Source organism: Flavobacterium hungaricum (assembly GCF_015182285.1).
Classification (GTDB): Bacteria; Bacteroidota; Bacteroidia; order Flavobacteriales; family Flavobacteriaceae; genus Flavobacterium; species Flavobacterium hungaricum.
In genome coordinates, this window is record NZ_PRDM01000002.1 from 118,568 (window position 1) to 136,601 (window position 18,034).

14 protein-coding genes and 1 tRNA gene are annotated in these 18,034 nt (G+C 35.4%); 11 read left to right on the forward strand and 4 right to left on the reverse strand.

All coding sequences use genetic code 11. The annotated features are described in order from the left end of the window. Positions 1-15 precede the first annotated feature (15 nt). Positions 16-1,071, reverse strand: coding sequence for an aldose epimerase family protein (locus C4F50_RS08250; protein ID WP_193845973.1), 1,056 nt, complete (start codon positions 1,069-1,071; stop codon positions 16-18). 101 nt (positions 1,072-1,172) lie between these two features. On the opposite strand from C4F50_RS08250, the gene C4F50_RS08255 reads away from it, so the two are divergent. Then, the gene (locus tag C4F50_RS08255; RefSeq protein ID WP_193845974.1) at positions 1,173-2,171 is read left to right on the forward strand and encodes a GntR family transcriptional regulator; all 999 of its coding nucleotides are present in this window, start codon (positions 1,173-1,175) and stop codon (positions 2,169-2,171) included. Positions 2,172-2,265: 94 nt separating this feature from the next. Here C4F50_RS08255 and C4F50_RS08260 read toward each other — a convergent pair whose 3' ends face one another. After that, positions 2,266-2,955 carry an NUDIX hydrolase gene (locus C4F50_RS08260; RefSeq protein WP_193845975.1) on the reverse strand — a complete coding sequence of 230 codons (690 nt, stop codon included), beginning with the start codon at positions 2,953-2,955 and terminating at the stop codon, positions 2,266-2,268. 417 nt (positions 2,956-3,372) lie between these two features. Here C4F50_RS08260 and C4F50_RS08265 point away from each other — a divergent pair, with 417 nt between their 5' ends. From C4F50_RS08265 to C4F50_RS08290, 6 genes are all read left to right on the forward strand, one after another. Then, complete coding sequence (locus C4F50_RS08265; protein ID WP_193845976.1) at positions 3,373-4,920, forward strand: alpha-N-arabinofuranosidase; 1,548 nt, start codon at positions 3,373-3,375, stop codon at positions 4,918-4,920. A 253-nt stretch (positions 4,921-5,173) separates the two neighbouring features. Continuing rightward, entirely contained in the window at positions 5,174-6,865 is a 1,692-nt protein-coding gene (locus tag C4F50_RS08270) for a ribulokinase (protein ID WP_194139134.1), read from the forward strand. Then, on the forward strand, positions 6,849-7,550 hold the full coding sequence (locus tag C4F50_RS08275) for an L-ribulose-5-phosphate 4-epimerase (protein ID WP_193845977.1): 702 nt from the start codon (positions 6,849-6,851) through the stop codon (positions 7,548-7,550). The genes C4F50_RS08270 and C4F50_RS08275 overlap by 17 nt, the downstream gene beginning before the upstream one ends. 166 nt (positions 7,551-7,716) lie before the next feature. After that, positions 7,717-9,225 (forward strand): L-arabinose isomerase, encoded by a 1,509-nt coding sequence (gene araA / locus C4F50_RS08280; protein WP_057115567.1) that lies wholly within the window; start codon positions 7,717-7,719, stop codon positions 9,223-9,225. 140 nt (positions 9,226-9,365) lie between these two features. Continuing rightward, complete coding sequence (locus tag C4F50_RS08285) at positions 9,366-10,550, forward strand: aldose epimerase family protein (RefSeq protein ID WP_193845978.1); 1,185 nt, start codon at positions 9,366-9,368, stop codon at positions 10,548-10,550. Between the two features lie 308 nt (positions 10,551-10,858). Beyond that, positions 10,859-11,320 (forward strand): OsmC family protein, encoded by a 462-nt coding sequence (locus C4F50_RS08290; RefSeq protein WP_193845979.1) that lies wholly within the window; start codon positions 10,859-10,861, stop codon positions 11,318-11,320. A 140-nt stretch (positions 11,321-11,460) separates the two neighbouring features. Here C4F50_RS08290 and C4F50_RS08295 read toward each other — a convergent pair. Beyond that, a tRNA-Leu gene (locus C4F50_RS08295) sits at positions 11,461-11,540 on the reverse strand. Between the two features lie 218 nt (positions 11,541-11,758). Here C4F50_RS08295 and C4F50_RS08300 point away from each other — a divergent pair. The 4 genes from C4F50_RS08300 to C4F50_RS08315 all read left to right on the forward strand — a co-directional run bounded on the left by C4F50_RS08300 (position 11,759) and on the right by C4F50_RS08315 (position 15,392). Then, positions 11,759-12,700, forward strand: coding sequence for a ribose-phosphate pyrophosphokinase (locus C4F50_RS08300; RefSeq protein WP_193845980.1), 942 nt, complete (start codon positions 11,759-11,761; stop codon positions 12,698-12,700). Positions 12,701-12,796: 96 nt separating this feature from the next. Next, on the forward strand, positions 12,797-13,408 hold the full coding sequence (locus C4F50_RS08305) for a 50S ribosomal protein L25/general stress protein Ctc (protein WP_193845981.1): 612 nt from the start codon (positions 12,797-12,799) through the stop codon (positions 13,406-13,408). A 607-nt stretch (positions 13,409-14,015) separates the two neighbouring features. Beyond that, positions 14,016-14,642, forward strand: a complete 627-nt coding sequence (gene pth, locus C4F50_RS08310) for an aminoacyl-tRNA hydrolase (RefSeq protein WP_193845982.1) — start codon at positions 14,016-14,018, stop codon at positions 14,640-14,642. Positions 14,643-14,780: 138 nt separating this feature from the next. Continuing rightward, entirely contained in the window at positions 14,781-15,392 is a 612-nt protein-coding gene (locus tag C4F50_RS08315) for a superoxide dismutase (protein WP_193845983.1), read from the forward strand. Positions 15,393-16,126: 734 nt separating this feature from the next. Here C4F50_RS08315 and C4F50_RS08320 read toward each other — a convergent pair. Further along, positions 16,127-18,025: an amidophosphoribosyltransferase gene (locus C4F50_RS08320; protein WP_193845984.1), complete on the reverse strand. Its 1,899-nt coding sequence runs from the start codon at positions 18,023-18,025 to the stop codon at positions 16,127-16,129. Positions 18,026-18,034: the final 9 nt, after the last annotated feature.

The following is an 18,034-nucleotide window of genomic DNA, read 5'->3' on the forward strand; positions in this document are numbered from 1 at the left end:
TTTTTTAGAATCTAGTTAGTTAAGGTTTTCAAATCTATAAAGCGTTTTTTGCGTATAAGTTTCGCCTTTTTTCAAAACAGAATTAGGAAAATGCGGCTGATTTGGCGCATCTGGAAAATTTTGAGTCTCAAAACAAATACCGCTTTGTGCATGATAATCAATGTTTTCTTTTGCTTTTAATTGTCCGAAACAATTCCCGCCTACATAAATATGCACGCTTGGCTGATCGGTGTATACATTCATACGCAGTTTGTTTTTTGTACTGATTAACTGCGCCACAATTTCGGTTTTAGAATTCACAACAAAAGAATTGTCAATAGGGAATGGACAATTTTTTGGCGTTCTAAAATCAAAATCATGATTCGTTAAATCGGTATAATTTCCTGTCGGAATATTATTTGAATCAGTCTCCAGCATTTTTGCCGATTTGATAAAAATTTGCTGGTCTAAAACATCAGAATCATGTCCGTTGAGGTTAAAATAACTATGATGAGTCAGATTTATAATCGTATCTTCAGTAGAAACGGCTTTATATTCTAATTTTAATTCATTTTCTTCTGTAAGCGTATATTTCAAATCAACCTGCATTTCGCCCGGAAAATTTTCATCCAAATCTTCACTCAAAAGACTAAAAGTTATGGATGGATTCTCTTCGACAGCAGCATTACTCACACTCCAGACTTTTCTTCCAAATCCCATCGGACCGCCGTGCAGCGTGTTTCCGTTATTATTTCCGTCAAGTTCAAATTTTTTGCCATTCAAAGTAAAAGTCCCATTATGTATACGTCCTGCATAACGTCCAATTGTAGTTCCAAAATAAGGAGCACTAGGTAAACTATACGAATCTAAATACGCTTGTAGATTATCAAAACCCAAAACAACATCTGCCTGTTTTCCGTCTGTCAACGGTACCTGGATTGCAGTAACAGTCGCTCCATAATTGATAAGCTGTACTTTCATTCCTTTTTTATTGATTAATTCAAATGAAAATATCTCTTGATTGTCGGGCATTAAACCAAACAATTTGCAATTATGTACGTCCTTTAAATGCGATATGTGTTTTATTTCCATGATATTTTTACCAAAAATGAAATCCAAAAATAGAAACAATTCTTATTTTTGCATACCAGTACCTACCAGTTTTTAAAATTAATGGTCAAATTGACTTTATTATGAATATTATTTCCATTCAAAATAACATCGGGCTTCCAAAATATAAGCAGATTATTCTCTCAATAGAAAAAGCTATTGAAGACGGAAAATTGGAAAAAGGCGACCGTCTTCCTTCTGTAAATAAAGTGTGTCTGGCATTTACTTTATCGCGTGATACGGTTTTACTGGCGTATGATGAATTGAAGAAAAGAGGAATAATTTATGCCATTCCCGGAAAGGGCTATTACGTTAAAAGTACTGAAACCACTATAACTCAGAAGATTTTTTTACTTTTTGATGAATTGAATATTTTTAAGGAGGATATTTATAATTCGTTTTTAAAACACATCGGAAAAAATGTTCAGGTCGATATTTTCTTTCATCATTTTAATGTTCCCGTTTTTAAAAAATTATTAAACGACAGCCACGGAAATTATACCAAATATATAATTATGCCGACGAACTTAAACGATATCGTTGATTCTATAAAAACCCTACCAGTAAATGATGTAATTATTCTGGATCAAACCAATTCGGACTTAAAAATGTTTCCGGCAATTTATCAAAATCATCAGAAAGATATTTATGAAGGACTTTTGAAAGTGAAAAAGCGATTAGCAAAATACAAAAAACTGATTTTGATTTTCTCGGGTTTTAGAGAACCGCTCGGAATGAAATTGGGTTTTGAGACGTTCTGTAAAGATTATAATTTTGATTGCGAAATTCTGACTGATTTTAGCAGTCAATCCATCACCTTGGGTAATTTATACATTATACCAAATGATCGAGATTTGTTATTGGTGATTGAAAACGGAATAAACAGGAACTTACAACTAGGTGAAGATTTCGGGATTTTGTCTTATAATGAAACGGCGCTGAAAAAAATTGCAGCAAACGGAATTACGACTATTTCTACCAATTTTGAATTGATGGGAAAAATATTGGCCGATATGGTTTTGAAGGGAATAAAAGAACAGATTGAAAACAAATCGGCTCTTATATTAAGGAATTCGCTGTAAATTTTTGCCGCGAATTACACGAATACTGATTGTATAATTTTTCAAAATTCGTGTAATTCACGGCAAAAAGCTATGATTCTATGTGTTGAAAAAATTATAAATTAAGCACAAAATTATTCAATAATTTTTCTTCGTATTTCTCTTTATTAAAAGTGTATAAATAAGAACCTTTTCGAGAAGACTGCATGTCTTTTTCTTCTAATTTGATTAAGATTTCTAACGAGTTTATTTTACTAATAAAGTTTCGTTTGTCCAATTCTTTGCTCAAAATCGCTTCGTACAATTCTAAAAGCTGACGCATTGTAAATTTTTCCGGAAGCAGTTCAAAACCAATTGGTTTAACAGAAGTTTTATATCGAAGTCTCTTAATGGCGTTTTGTACCATTTCGTTGTGGTCAAATATTAAGTTGGGCGCATCATTAATAGGAAACCATTCTGCGTGGTAATTTTTGATTAATTCAGCATTATGATTTTCGATATTAATTAATGCAAAATAAGAAACAGAAATAGTTCTTTCTACCGGGTCACGATCAATTTCACTGTACGCATACAGCTGTTCCATATAGATATCATTAAGACCAGTATAGGTATTTAAGATTCTAGTTGCTGCGGCATCTAGAACTTCATCGCGTTTTAGAAAACCTCCAATCAAAGACCATTTTCCTTTTTCAGGTTCAAAATCTCTTTGAATTAAAAGTATTTTCAGTCCTTCATTATCAAATCCGAAAATGATGCAGTCAACAGCCAGTAAAACCTTATCAGCAGAGCTATAACTATTTAGCATATAAAATATTTTGTTGGTAAATATATAAACTTCCTAAATTGTTTCATAATTTATTAATGTAGGATTTACACTTAATTACCTTTTGTTGTGAAATAAGTATTTTTTGTATGTAATTATTGGAGTGCGGATAAAATTTTGTTTGGCTTAAAAGTGCCCAAATTTACTGCAAAGTTTTTTTATTTATACAGATTTTCTAAATAATGCTTTCTAATTATTTTAAAGACATTCTTGAGAAATATGTTTTTAATTATGGTTAAATTGACTATTAGTAAATTTTTTAACTACTTTTACAAATGTCTAAACCACACTTAAACATTTTTTTGGCGCACTTTCAGATCGATTTAAGCAACTTATACACGCTGCATATCTTTTTAAATCTTCACCAAAGAAAGACAAACTACTAAACAATAAACCACTATGAAAAAACCACTTTTCTTAGCACTTGTTTTTGCATTCTCCAGTCAATTTGGATTTGCCCAAAACCAAGTCACATCAGTTGCAATCAAAAATAGCAATGATGCACCAACCATCAGCAAACACATTTACGGGCATTTTGCCGAACATTTAGGACACTGTATTTACGGCGGATTTTTTGTTGGAGATACCTCAAAAATCCCCAATACAAACGGTGTTAGAAATGATATTGTTAAAGCTTTAAAAGAATTGAAAATTCCGAACCTACGATGGCCGGGCGGTTGTTTTGCCGATACCTATCATTGGAAAGATGGAATTGGACCAAAAGAAAATCGTCCGACAATTGTAAATCAATGGTGGGGCGGCGTTACAGAGGATAATAGTTTTGGAACGCATGATTTTCTAAACATGTGCGAACTCCTTGGTGCAGAACCGTATTTGTCTGGAAATGTAGGCAGCGGAACAGTTCAGGAATTAGCCGACTGGATGCAGTATACCAATTTTGGAGGAAAAAGTCCGATGAGTGATCTGCGCAGGAAAAACGGCAGAACAGAACCTTGGAAAGTAAAATATTGGGGAATCGGTAATGAAGCCTGGGGATGCGGCGGTAACATGACAGCCGATTATTATGCTAATGAATACCGCAAATTTGCCACCTTTATGTCAGATTGGAACAATACCGGCGGTTTAATAAAAATTGCTTCTGGCGCCAATAGCTCTGATTATAATTGGACCGAAACGTTAATGAAAAATATTCCGCTAAATATGCTTGGCGGGGTTGGCGTGCATCATTATGCTGTTATTGATTGGAATAAAAAAGGAGCTGATGTTGCTTTTACAGAAAAAGAATATTTCCTGACGATGCAATCGGCGTTAAAAATGGAAGAATTAGTTACAAAACATGCAGCGGTTATGGACAAATACGATCCCGAGAAAAAAGTGGCCATGATTGTTGACGAATGGGGCGCCTGGTACGACGTTCAGAAAGGAACAAATCCAGGGTTTTTATACCAGCAGAATACGATGAGAGATGCGGTTTTGGCTGGAGCAACACTGAATATTTTTAACAATCATGCAGACAGGGTTAAAATGGCCAATCTGGCACAATGTGTAAATGTTCTGCAGGCAGTAATTTTAACAGACAAAGCCAAAATGATTACAACGCCAACCTATCATGTCATGAAAATGTACAGCGTTCATCAGGATGCAAAATTGATTCCGATTGAATTTACATCACCATTGTATATTTTTAACGGACAAACAATTCCGGCAGTTTCAATGTCCGTATCTAAAGACCAAAAAGGATTGATTCATATTTCCTTAGTAAATATTGATGCAGTAAATAAAAACAAAATAGAAATTGATACCGCATCACTTGGTGCTCAAAAGTATACTGCAAGTATAATTACTGCGTCAAAACTTCAGGAGTATAATTCTTTCGAAAATCCAGATAAAATTGTTCCTGTTGCTTTTAAAGGTTTTGAAAACAAGAAAGGAAAGTTAGAAATTACGATACCGCCTTTTTCTGTTTTAGTTTTAGAAGGAAAATAAATCGCTGCGGTGCAAATAATAAAGTTCTGCCGCTGTCGGGAGCGGCAGAAAAAAGACTGAAGTTTAAGTTTCCATGAAATAATCGCAGCATTATAAATGTATCAATAACATTTATTTTTTGATTGAAAGCTAAAATGCTGTTTTGATGCATTTTTAGTAAAAATGAATTATGCAATTTCAATTAAGTGTTTTTTGTACACTTATAAAATTATAATCTTTATATTTGTCAAATATTTAACCAATGAATTTAGAAATGAAAAATTACGTAATAGGATTGGACTACGGAACAGATTCTGTTCGCGCGGTGCTTATAGATGCTGAGAATGGACAGGAGCTGGCATCGAATGTTTCTCATTACAAAAGATGGAAAAACAAGCAATATTGTGATGCTGCTATAAATCAGTTTCGCCAGCATCCTTTGGATCATATCGAAGGATTGGAAATTACGATTCAAAATGTTGTAAAAGAAAGTAAAGTAGATCCTTCATTAATAAAAGGAATTTGCATTGATACAACAGGATCATCTCCAGTTCCAGTTACCAAAGACGGTACGCCATTGGCTTTGACAAAAGGTTTTGAAGAAAATCCAAATGCAATGATGGTTTTGTGGAAAGATCATACAGCAATAAATGAAGCAAACGAAATCAACGAACTGGCAGTAAGCTGGGGCGGAGAAGACGTTACCAAATACGTAGGAGGAATTTATTCATCAGAATGGTTTTGGGCAAAAATCCTGCACATCGCCAGAGAAGATGAAGCCGTAAGAAATGCAGCGCACAGTTGGATGGAACACTGCGATTTGATGACCTATCTATTAATTGAAGATAAAGATTTAAAAACTTTCAAAAGAAGCCGTTGCGCAGCGGGACACAAAGCCATGTGGCACGCAGACTGGAACGGACTTCCTCCAGTAGAATTTTTAGAAAAATTACATCCGTATTTAGCTTCGCTTCGCGGTAATTTATATGATGAAACCTATACATCAGATTTAGCTGCAGGAAATTTAAGTAAAGAATGGGCAGATCGTTTAGGACTTTCTACAGAAACAGTTGTGGCTGTTGGAACTTTCGACGCACATTCTGGAGCTGTTGGAGCTAAGATCGAAGAGAATACTTTAGTTCGCGTTATGGGAACTTCAACCTGTGATATTCTGGTTGGTTCTTATGATGAAGTGGGAACAAAAACCGTTCGCGGTATCTGCGGACAAGTTGATGGTTCTGTAATTCCGGGTTTTATTGGTCTTGAAGCCGGACAATCTGCTTTTGGAGATTTGTTGGCTTGGTACAAAGAATTATTGATGTGGCCGACAGAACATTTATTAGATTCTTCATCTCTTTTAAATGATGCTCAAAAAGAACAATTAAGAGAAGAATTCAGCGATAAATTAATTGTGGAATTAACTAAAGAAGCCGAGAAAATCCCAGTTTCAGAAAGTCTTCCAATTGCTTTAGACTGGATCAACGGAAGAAGAACTCCAGATGCGAATCAGGAATTAAAAAGCGCGATTTCAAATCTTTCTTTAGGAACAAAAGCACCTCATATTTTTAAAGCTTTAGTAAACGCAATTTGTTTTGGAGCGAAGAAAATCGTAGACCGCTTTGAAGAAGAAGGGGTAAAAATTGACAGCGTAATCGGAATTGGCGGCGTTGCCCGAAAATCTCCTTTTATCATGCAGACTTTGGCTAACGTATTGAACAAGCCAATTAAAATCGCAGCTTCAGACCAAACTCCAGCTTTAGGAGCGGCAATTTATGCAGCTGTAGCAGCCGGAATTTATCCAAACGTAATCGAAGCAAGTCAGAAAATAGGAAGCGATTTTGACGGAGAATATTTCCCGCAAACAGATAAAGTAGAAGCGTATCATAAACTGCTTTTAGCTTATGAACAATTAAGTGCTTTTGCAGATCCAAATCTTAAAATTTCGCAGCATGAGTTCTCAATATAAAGATTTAAAACAAGAATGTTACGAAGCCAATATGCAGTTAAACGCATTGAATCTGGTGGTTTATACATTTGGAAATGTAAGCGCTGTTGACAGAGAAAATGGTGTTTTTGCCATTAAACCAAGCGGCGTTCCTTACGAAGATTTAAAACCGGAAGATATTGTAATTGTAGATTTTGATAATAACATTATTGAAGGAACTATGCGTCCGTCATCAGACACCAAAACACATGCATATTTGTATAAAAACTGGCCCAATATTGGAGGAGTGGCACATACACACGCAACATATTCGGTGGCTTGGGCACAATCGCAACAGGATATTCCGATTTTTGGAACTACACATGCCGATCATTTAACGGCAGATATTCCTTGTGCACCGCCAATGGCAGATCACTTAATCGAAGGAAATTACGAGCACAATACCGGAATTCAGATTTTGGATTGTTTCAAAGAAAAAAATCTTTCCTACGAAGAAGTAGAAATGGTTTTAATTGGAAATCACGGTCCGTTTGCGTGGGGAAAAAACGCAGCAAAAGCGGTTTACAACAGTAAAGTTTTAGAAGTTGTTGCCGAAATGGCATACCTGACTTTGCAAATAAATCCAAACGCACCAAGATTAAAAGATTCACTAATAAAGAAACATTACAACCGTAAACACGGAAAAGATTCGTACTACGGACAGTGATAGTTTTGTTTCAGGTTTTCTTTGTTTCAGGTTTCAAGTTGTTGGAACGTGAAACTTGGAACGCGAAACAAACAAAACAAAATAAAAATAATAACGTAACAATAAGATTTTCCGCATTTCAGAACCTGAAACCTGAAACAAAGAAAACTTGAAACAAAATAACAAAATGATAGACATTTCTCAAAAAGAAGTATGGTTTGTAGTAGGAAGCCAGGAATTATACGGTGAAGAAACACTAAGAAAAGTAGCAGAGCATTCTCAGATAATTGCAAAAGGATTAGACGCTTCGTCTAGTATTCCTGTAAAAGTGGTTTACAAAGATGTGGTAAAATCTCCTTCTCAAATATTAGATGTTTGTTTGGCTGCCAATTCGGCTAAAAACTGTATCGGAATTATTGCCTGGATGCATACTTTCTCTCCGGCAAAAATGTGGATTGGCGGTTTGAGTATTTTAAAGAAACCATTATGCCATTTGCATACACAATACAATGCTGAAATTCCGTGGGGAAGCATCGATATGGATTTCATGAACTTAAACCAATCTGCTCACGGAGATCGTGAATTTGGTTTTATCATGTCAAGAATGCGTAAAAAACGTAAAGTAGTGGTAGGACACTGGGAAGACGAAAGAGTTCAGAAAAAATTAGGAATCTGGTCTAGAGTGGTTCTTGGATGGGACGAACTTCAAAACCTAAAAGTAGCTCGTATTGGAGACAATATGCGTGAAGTTGCCGTTACAGAAGGAGATAAAGTAGAAGCGCAGATTCGTTTTGGAGTTTCGGTAAACGGATACGATTCTTCAGATGTAACCAAACATATTGAGAAAGTAACAGAAAAAGAACTAAACGATTTATTAGCCGTTTACGAACAATCCTATACTTTAACCGATTCTTTAAAAGAAGGCGGTGCACAACGAAGTTCTTTGGTTGAAGCAGCAAAAATTGAATTAGGTTTAAGAGCTTTCCTTGAAGAAGGTGGTTTCGGAGCCTTTACAGATACATTTGAAAACCTTGGAGCTTGGAAACAATTACCAGGAATCGCAACACAAAGATTAATGGCCGATGGCTATGGTTTTGGAGGAGAAGGCGACTGGAAAACCGCTGCAATGGTTAGAGCTTTAAAAGTAATGAATATTGGACTTGAAGGCGGAACATCTTTTATGGAAGATTATACGTACCACTTCACACCGCAAAAATCGTATGTTTTAGGTTCTCACATGTTAGAAATTTGTCCATCTATTGCAGACGGAAAACCTTCTTGTGAAGTACATCCGTTAGGAATTGGCGGCAAAGAAGATCCTGCACGTTTGGTATTTAATTCGCCTGCAGGAGATGCAATCAATGTTTCTTTGGTAGATATGGGAACTCGTTTCCGCTTAATTGTAAACGAAGTGGAAGCTATTAAACCGATGGCAGAATTGCCAAAATTACCGGTTGCAAGAGTTTTATGGGATTGTAAACCAAACCTTGATATCGCAGCAACGGCTTGGATTTTGGCAGGCGGGGCGCACCACACGGTTTACAGCCAATCACTTACAACAGAATACATGGAAGATTTCGCAGACATTGCCGGAATTGAATTGTTGGTTATTGACGAAAAAACAACTGTAAGAGACTTTAAAGATAAAATTAATGCAAATGAGGCATACTATCATTTGTTTCAACACGGCCTGTAAAGGCAGTAAAATGTAATTTGTAAGATGTAAAATGTGAAAAAACTTAAAAAGGTAATCTTTACATTTTTAAAATGATTAAATTTCACATCTAACATTTCACATCTAACATTTAACTTTTTACAAACCAAAAATTATCATTTATGAATGTATTAAAACGTTGCGTTTTCGGTTTAAGTCTTTTGAGTCTGGCTGCAGTTTCTGTTCAATGTAAAAGCGATAAGAAAGCAGAAACAGAAAAGGTTGCTGCTGATGAAAAAGCGGTAGTTACAATCGAAAAATCAGAATATGGAACAACTGCTAAAGGCGAAAAAGTAGACAGTTATAAACTGAAAAACCAAAAAGGGATGGAAGTTGACATCATCACTTTTGGCGGCAGAATTACAGATTTGAAAGTGCCTAATAAAGAAGGAGTTTCTGAAAATGTTGTTATCGGATTTAATTCTTTGGCTCAATATGAAAAAGAAAATCCTTTCTTCGGAGCTTTAATCGGAAGATACGGAAACCGAATTGCAAAAGGAAAATTCACTTTAGATGAAAAAGAATATCAATTGGCGATAAACAATGCGCCAAATGCTTTGCACGGTGGACCGCAAGGATTTTTTAATGTGGTTTGGAAAGCCGATGAGGTAAAATCTGGTGAAACGGCTTCTTTAAAATTATCATATTTAAGTAAAGATAAAGAAGAAGGTTATCCTGGAAATCTGAAAGTTTTTGTGACCTACACATTAACAAACGATAATCAGTTAGAAGTTTTGTATGAAGCAACAACAGACAAGAAAACGGTGGTTAACTTAACGCAGCATTCGTATTTTAATTTATCTGGAGATTTTACCAAAACAATCTTAGATCATGAATTGACTTTAAATGCAGATAAAATTGTTCCGGTTGATGCCACTTTAATTCCGACAGGGAAATTAGACGATGTTGTCAATACGCCTTTTGATTTCAGAAAATCAAAATTAATTGGAAAAGACATCGAAGCGAAAAACGAACAATTAGAAAGAGGAAAAGGTTACGATCACTGCTGGGTGTTGAACAACCCTGAAAAAGGAAAAACCATCATTGCAAAAGTCTATCACGCCGCAAGCGGAAGAGTTTTGGAAATGACAACAGACGAGCCTGGAATTCAGTTTTATTCGGGTAATTTCCTTGACGGGACATTGCCAACACGCGACGGAAAAACCTACGCTCACAGAACGGGACTTTGTCTGGAAACAGAACATTATCCGGATTCTCCAAACCAGAAAAATTTCCCAACAACGGTTTTAAACCCGGGAGAAAATTATAAAACGAAAACTACTTTTAAGTTTTCAGTTCAAAAATAAATTATGTTAGAATGTTTAGTTAGTTCTAATTCTCTGAAAAACCTCGAAAGTGAATGCTTTCGAGGTTTTTTTATGATTGAAAGTTTCGCCCCGAATTACATGAATTTATTCGTTTTTTGTCATTTCGACGAAGGAGAAATCTCCATGAGAAACTCGACAAAGGTTGAATTATTGTTGCGGAGTTACTTGTGAAGATTTCTCCTTCGTCGAAATGACAAGGTTGTATCAAACTTTGCGCCCCTGCGACTTTGCGAGATTAAATAATTACAACTTATAAAACTTACCTTAGCAAGAGCAAAAAAAATAAAATGAAACATCTATTCAAAGCAGCACTAAATTGGGCTTCAAACAAAAATCAAAAAGAAACAGCTTCAAGATTTACTAAAAACCATCAAATTAAAATTGAAGGAAAACCAATATTAGAAGTCTCGGCAGCAAAAGCTTTTAAAGGCGATCCATCATTATTTAATCCCGAAGATTTGTTGTTGAGTAGTTTGGTTTCCTGTCACATGATGTCATATTTATACGTCTGTTCTCAAAACGGAATTGAAGTTCTCGAATATTCAGATAATGCCGAAGCGACGTTGGAAGTAAATGCAGACGGAAGTGGCTGTTTTACAGAAGTTCGTTTAAAACCAAAAGTTATAATTGCAAATTCAGACCAAATAGAATTAGCATTAGAGCTGCATGCAAAAGCAAATCAATTATGTTTTATTGCCAATTCGTGCAATTTTCCCGTTTTGCATGAGGCGAGTTGTGAGAGTGCTTAATGTTTTTACCATATAAGTTATATGAGTAAATATAACGTTGGGTAAAAAGGCATCAACTATTAAATGAACTTATATCACTTATATGGTGAAAGATACCGTATAAAACCAAAAAAACCTCTTCCGTTAAGAAGAGGTTTTTGTACCCGGAGCCGGAGTCGAACCGGCACGGTTTCCCACAGGTGTTTGAGACCAGCGCGTCTACCAATTCCGCCATCCGGGCTTAGCAGACGAAAAAGTAATGATAAATCAAATACTTTAACGCAATAGAATGAGTTCATTTCTGTGCTCATTCCTTTAACACGGTGCAAATGTAAAAAATAAAATTAAAAATTCTAATAAAAATACTTAAAATTTTCCTTTCAGTGTTCAATAAATTTTATAAATTTGCAGCTCGTTAAAACGACGCACACACAACTAACTACAAAACAACAAATTATAATGTCGCACCTAGAACCAGAAGCTAAAATTTTTGCGTGTTCACAAAGTGTTTATCTTGCAGAAAAAATTGCAAAAGACTACGGGATTCCGTTAGGAAAAGTAACGATGTCAACGTATAGTGATGGAGAATTTCAGCCGTCATACGAAGAATCAATAAGAGGTTTGCGCGTTTTTATCGTGTGCTCTACTTTTCCAAGTGCAGATAATCTAATGGAATTGTTGTTGATGATTGATGCCGCAAAACGTGCATCAGCAAGACACATTACAGCTGTAATGCCTTATTTTGGCTGGGCAAGACAGGATAGAAAAGACAAGCCAAGAGTTCCGATTGGAGCTAAGTTGGTAGCTAATTTACTAACTGCTGCCGGAGCAACAAGAATTATGACAATGGATCTGCATGCAGACCAAATTCAAGGATTCTTTGAAAAACCAGTAGATCATTTATTTGCATCTACAATCTTTTTACCATACGTAGAAAGTTTAAAATTAGAAAACCTGACAATTGCATCTCCAGATATGGGAGGTTCAAAAAGAGCATACGCTTATTCTAAGTTTTTACAATCAGATGTAGTAATCTGTTACAAACAAAGAAAAGCAGCCAACGTTATCGATACTATGGAGCTGATTGGTGAAGTAAAAGGCCGTAACGTAATCTTAGTAGACGACATGATCGATACGGGAGGAACTTTAGCGAAAGCTGCAGACCTAATGATCGAAAAAGGAGCACTAAGCGTAAGAGCAATTTGTACACACGCCATATTATCTGGAGGTGCGTACGAGAAAATTGAAAATTCTAAATTAACAGAATTAATCGTAACAGATTCTATTCCGTTAAAGAAAGAATCAAAGAAAATAAGAGTGGTAAGCTGTGCGCCTCTATTTGCTGAGGTTATGCAGATGGTTCACCACAACAATTCCATTAGTGGAAAATTCATTATGTAAGGCATAAGCATTGCTTTACATTTTGAAAAGCCTAGAGCTTATTGCTTAAAGCTTAAACAAACAAGAATATTTATTTAATAACTATATTTTTTTACAATGAAATCGATTACAATTAAAGGATCAGAAAGAGAAAGCGTGGGCAAAGTGTCAACTAAAGCCTTACGTAATGCTGGAGCGGTTCCTTGCGTGTTATACGGAGGAAATCAAGCAGTACACTTCTCAGCAGACGCTGCAGCGTTCAAAAACTTGGTTTACACTCCAAACGCACACACAGTTGTGATTGAGCTTGGAAAAGGAAAATCATTCAATGCAATTTTGCAAGATATCCAAGTTCACCCAGTATCAGACAAAATTTTACACATTGATTTCTTCCAATTATTTGATGACAAAGAAATCACTATGGAAGTTCCTGTAAAAGTTGTTGGTACATCTAAAGGTGTTCTTGCAGGTGGTGTTTTACGTTTAAACACTCGTAAATTAAAAGTTAAAGCTTTACCTAAAGATCTTCCTGATTTTGTTGAAGCTGACATTACACCACTTGAAATGGGTAACAAATTATATGTTACTAAAGTTGGTAAACCAGAATACAAAATTATGCACCCAGAGAACACAGTTGTTGCTCAGGTAAGAATCTCTCGTGCTGCTATGAAAGCTGCTCAAGAAGCTGCAAAAGCTGCAAAAGCTCCTGCAAAAGGAAAGAAAAAATAATTTTTTTCAACTCAATACAAAAAGCATCAATCGAAAGGTTGGTGCTTTTTTTTTGTTTAAAAGTTTCAAAGGAACAAAGGAACAAAGGAACAAAGGAACAAAGGAACAAAGGAACAAAGGTTCAAAGAAGGGTAGAGTATGTCAGGCTGAGCGAAGTCGAAGCCTTATAGCAATTGAATGATTGGAAATTTAGGAAGCAGCAATATATAGTTTTTTCAAGACGTGACGTTCCTGCCATCCGCTATATCTTTTTCCTGCTAAAGGAGCAGGAAAAAGGATGTCGCTTCTGTCAGGGCTATCGAGAAATTTAGTTTTTATTAGAAAAAAGTTTAAAAGCTCAAAGTTTCAAAGAATGGTAAGTATAAAATATGTCATGCTGAGTGAACTCGAAGCCTTGGTACGAAGCTCCACAATTTACACAGAAACATTTTGCAGGACTTCAACTCCGCTCAGTCTGACAAAAAGGTGAATAAAAAATGTGTTGGTCAATAAAACCCCGTATAAATCTATTTAGATCCGCGTCATCCGCATGCCATTCTTTGCGGTTAAAACAAATTATCTAATTTACCAATTGCCACATTCTCTAATTAATCTTACTTTTGCAAGCATGATAAAATGGATCACAAAACTGTTTTCATCAACAGCAAAAGAAGAGAACATAGACAATATGAAAAAATATTTAATCGTCGGATTAGGAAATATAGGAGCCGAATACGTAAACACCAGGCATAATATCGGATTTAAAATTTTGGATTTTTTGGCCAAAAAAGAAGGTTTGTCTTTTGAGACCGTAAAATTGGGATCTCTTGCAGAATATAAATTTAAAGGAAGAACCTTTTTTCTTTTAAAACCAAACACTTATATGAATCTAAGTGGTAAAGCAGTAAAATATTGGATGGATAAAGAGAATATTCCATTAGAAAATATTTTGGTTATCACAGATGATTTGAATCTTTCATTTGGAACTATTAGGATCAAACCAAAAGGAAGCGACGGCGGTCATAACGGATTAAAAAATATTAATCTGGTTTTAAATACACAAAATTATACCCGTTATAGATTCGGAATCAGTGATCAATTCAAAAAAGGCCAGCAAGTAGATTATGTCTTAGGAGAATGGAACGCCGAAGAAGAAGCAAAACTGCCGGAACGTTTCGAAATTTCTGCAGAAATTATCAGAACTTTTGGAACAGCGGGATTAGAAAATACCATGACAACTTTTAACGGAAAATAAAGATTTCTAAGTATTTAGGCTTAAAAAAATTGATTTATCAAGTATTTAAATCGAATTATAAGCAAATAGTATTTTCTATTCCAAAGTTAAATGTCTAAATTTGGAATAAATTATTATAAACCATAAAAATTTAATACCATGGCTTTTGAATTACCACAGTTACCATATGCATATGATGCACTAGAACCACATATTGATGCGCGTACAATGGAAATCCATCATACAAAACATCATAATGCATACACAACAAATCTAAATGCTGCAATTGCAGGAACAGATTTAGAAGGAAAAACGATCGAAAATATCTTAATCAACTTAGATAAATCTAACGCGGCAGTTCGTAACAATGGTGGAGGTTTTTACAACCACAACTTATTCTGGACAGTAATGGCTCCAAACGGAGGCGGGTTGCCAACAGGAGATTTATTAGCTGCAATTGAATCTTCTTTTGGTTCATTTGAAGAATTTAAAGCAAAATTCGCTAAAGCTGGTGCAACACAATTTGGTTCAGGATGGGCTTGGTTGACAGTGCAAAAAGGTGGAAAATTAGAAGTTGTAGGTACTCCAAATCAAGACAATCCATTAATGCCGGAAGTTGCTGGTAACGGTGGAACTCCAATCTTAGGAATGGATGTTTGGGAGCACGCTTACTACTTAAACTACCAAAACAGAAGACCAGATTATATTGAGGCTTTCTTTAGTGTAATTAACTGGACAGAAGTAGCTAGAAGATTTGCTTTAGACAAGTAAGAAGAAAATAGAATAAAGAGTATAGAAAAAAGACGAGTGCCTAAAGTGCTCGTCTTTTTTTTATGTCTTTGATTTTGTCTATACTCTTCATTCTGTAACCTATTTTCTTTTTCCTTAAAAATAGAAAATAAAAAAGGCGGAATTTCTTCCGCCTTTTTTGCCCCAAATCTACCATAAACTTAACCTACTAATGTTATGGTTTAGTAAATGTATGGCAGTTAAGTGGATATCGAAAATTTTTTAGATAAAAGGTAAGTATATCCGATAAATGGATTGTAGCGTGCTGTATTGCAAGAATTAGAAGATATAAAAATAAAGCAGTAAATTTTTTTGTTTGTAGTTCAATTTTCTAAAGGGGCAACCTAAAAATAGAAAATAAAAAAGGCGGAATTTCTTCCGCCTTTTTTGCCCCAAATCTACCATAAACTTAACCTACTAATGTTATGGTTTAGTAAAAGTATAGCAGTTAGGTGTATATTTAAAAAAAATTGGATGAAAGGTAAGTATATCCGACAAATGGAATTTTAAGAGGCTGTTTTAGAAATACTTGAGTTTATTCCAATAAAAAAGGTGGAATTTCTTCCACCCTTTTTGCCCCAAATCTACCATAAACTTAACCTACTAATGTTATGGTTTCTCAAAAGTATTACAGCATTTCAATTTTACCAAACAAACAGGATGAACGGCAAAAAAAACCGATGAAATGCACAAATTAACCTTTTGTTAATACTTTTTTAATAAGCTCGGGCATCTTTTCCTTCGTAGAAATTCATAAATGCGCGATTTACGACACGATTTCCGCCTGGAGTAGGGTAGTCTCCAGTAAAGTACCAATCGCCTAAATTTTTAGGGCAGGCTACGTGTAAATCTTCTACTGTTTGGAAAATGATTTTTACCTCTGCTTTTATTTCTGGAGAGCTTAACATCTCTGCAATTTTGTCTGAAACTTCTTCTTGTGTAAATTGATCGTAAATAGCCGTTACATAGTTTACAACATCTTTGTCTGCAAAATTTTCTTGTGCTTTACATTTTGCATAAACTTCATCTACAATATGATACAAGTTTCTTTCTTTTAATAAAGTCAAAGCAGCTCTAAAAGCTACAAGGCCTTCAAGTTTTGCCATGTCGATTCCGTAACAATCTGGGTAACGAATCTGTGGTGCAGAAGAAACAATAACAATACGTTTTGGATTCAAGCGGTCCATCATTTTGATGATGCTCATTTTTAACGTTGTACCGCGAACAATACTATCGTCAATAATAACCAAATTGTCTTCTGGTTTTATTACGCCATAGGTAACATCGTAGACGTGGGCAACTAAGTCGTCACGGCTGCTGTCTTCTGTGATGAAAGTTCTAAGTTTAGCATCTTTAATAGCTACTTTTTCAGTACGGATCTTGACCGATAATAATTCTTGTAAAGAATCAGTTGTCAATGTGTTACGATTTTCTAAAATGTAATTGTTTTTTCGCTGATTCAGGAAATCCTGAGCCGCTTCAACCAAACCATAAAAAGAAGTTTCGGCTGTATTCGGGATATAAGAGAAAACAGTGTTGTCTGTATCGCTGTCAATTGCTTTAAGAACAGCAGGAAGGATTAGTTTTCCTAAATCTTTACGTTCTTGATAGATTTCGGCATCACTTCCTCTAGAGAAATAAATTCTTTCAAAAGAACACGCTTTTTTAACGGTTGGTTCCAGGATTTGATCCATGGTTACTTTTCCGTTTTTCTTGATAATCAATGCATTTCCAGGTTCAATTTCTTGAACACTTTCAAAAGGAACATTAAATACAGTTTGAATAACAGGTCTCTCAGAAGCAACAACTACTACTTCGTCATCTTGATAGAAATAAGCTGGACGAATTCCGGCAGGATCTCTAAAAACAAAAGCGTCTCCATGACCTAATAATCCGGCCATTGCATAACCTCCGTCCAGATTTTTAGCCGAACGTCCTAAGATTTTAGCAATATCCAAGCGCTCTGCAATCACCGGCGAAGCTTCTCTTTTAGAATAGCCTTCTGCTTTACAGTCTTGGTACAATTGCATTACTTCTTTATCTAAAAAGTGACCGATTTTTTCCATTACCGTTACAGTATCCGCCATTTCTTTTGGATGCTGTCCAAGTTCAACTAAGTTTTCAAAAAGTTCTTTAACATTGGTCATGTTAAAGTTTCCAGCCAAAATTAAGTTACGATGCATCCAGTTACTTTGACGTAAAAACGGATGAACACTTTCGATGCTGTTTTTTCCAAAAGTTCCGTAACGAACGTGGCCTAAAAATAATTCTCCAACATATGGAATATTCGCTTTCAGCTCTTTCATGTTGTCACCCAGTTCAGGATGCGCTTTTAGTTCTTCACTTACGCGTTCATTGATTTGTTTAAAAACATCCTGTATAGGCTGTGAATGATTTGAACGAACCCTGCTGATGTAACGCTGTCCTGGTTCTACATCAAGTTTAATACTTGCAAAACCAGCACCGTCTTGTCCACGGTTGTGTTGTTTTTCCATCATCAGGTACATTTTCTGAATTCCGTAAAACGCTGTTCCGTATTTTTCTTTATAATATTCAAGCGGTTTTAGTAGTCTCACTAAGGCTATACCACATTCGTGTTTTAAAGCGTCGCTCATTGTTTTTGT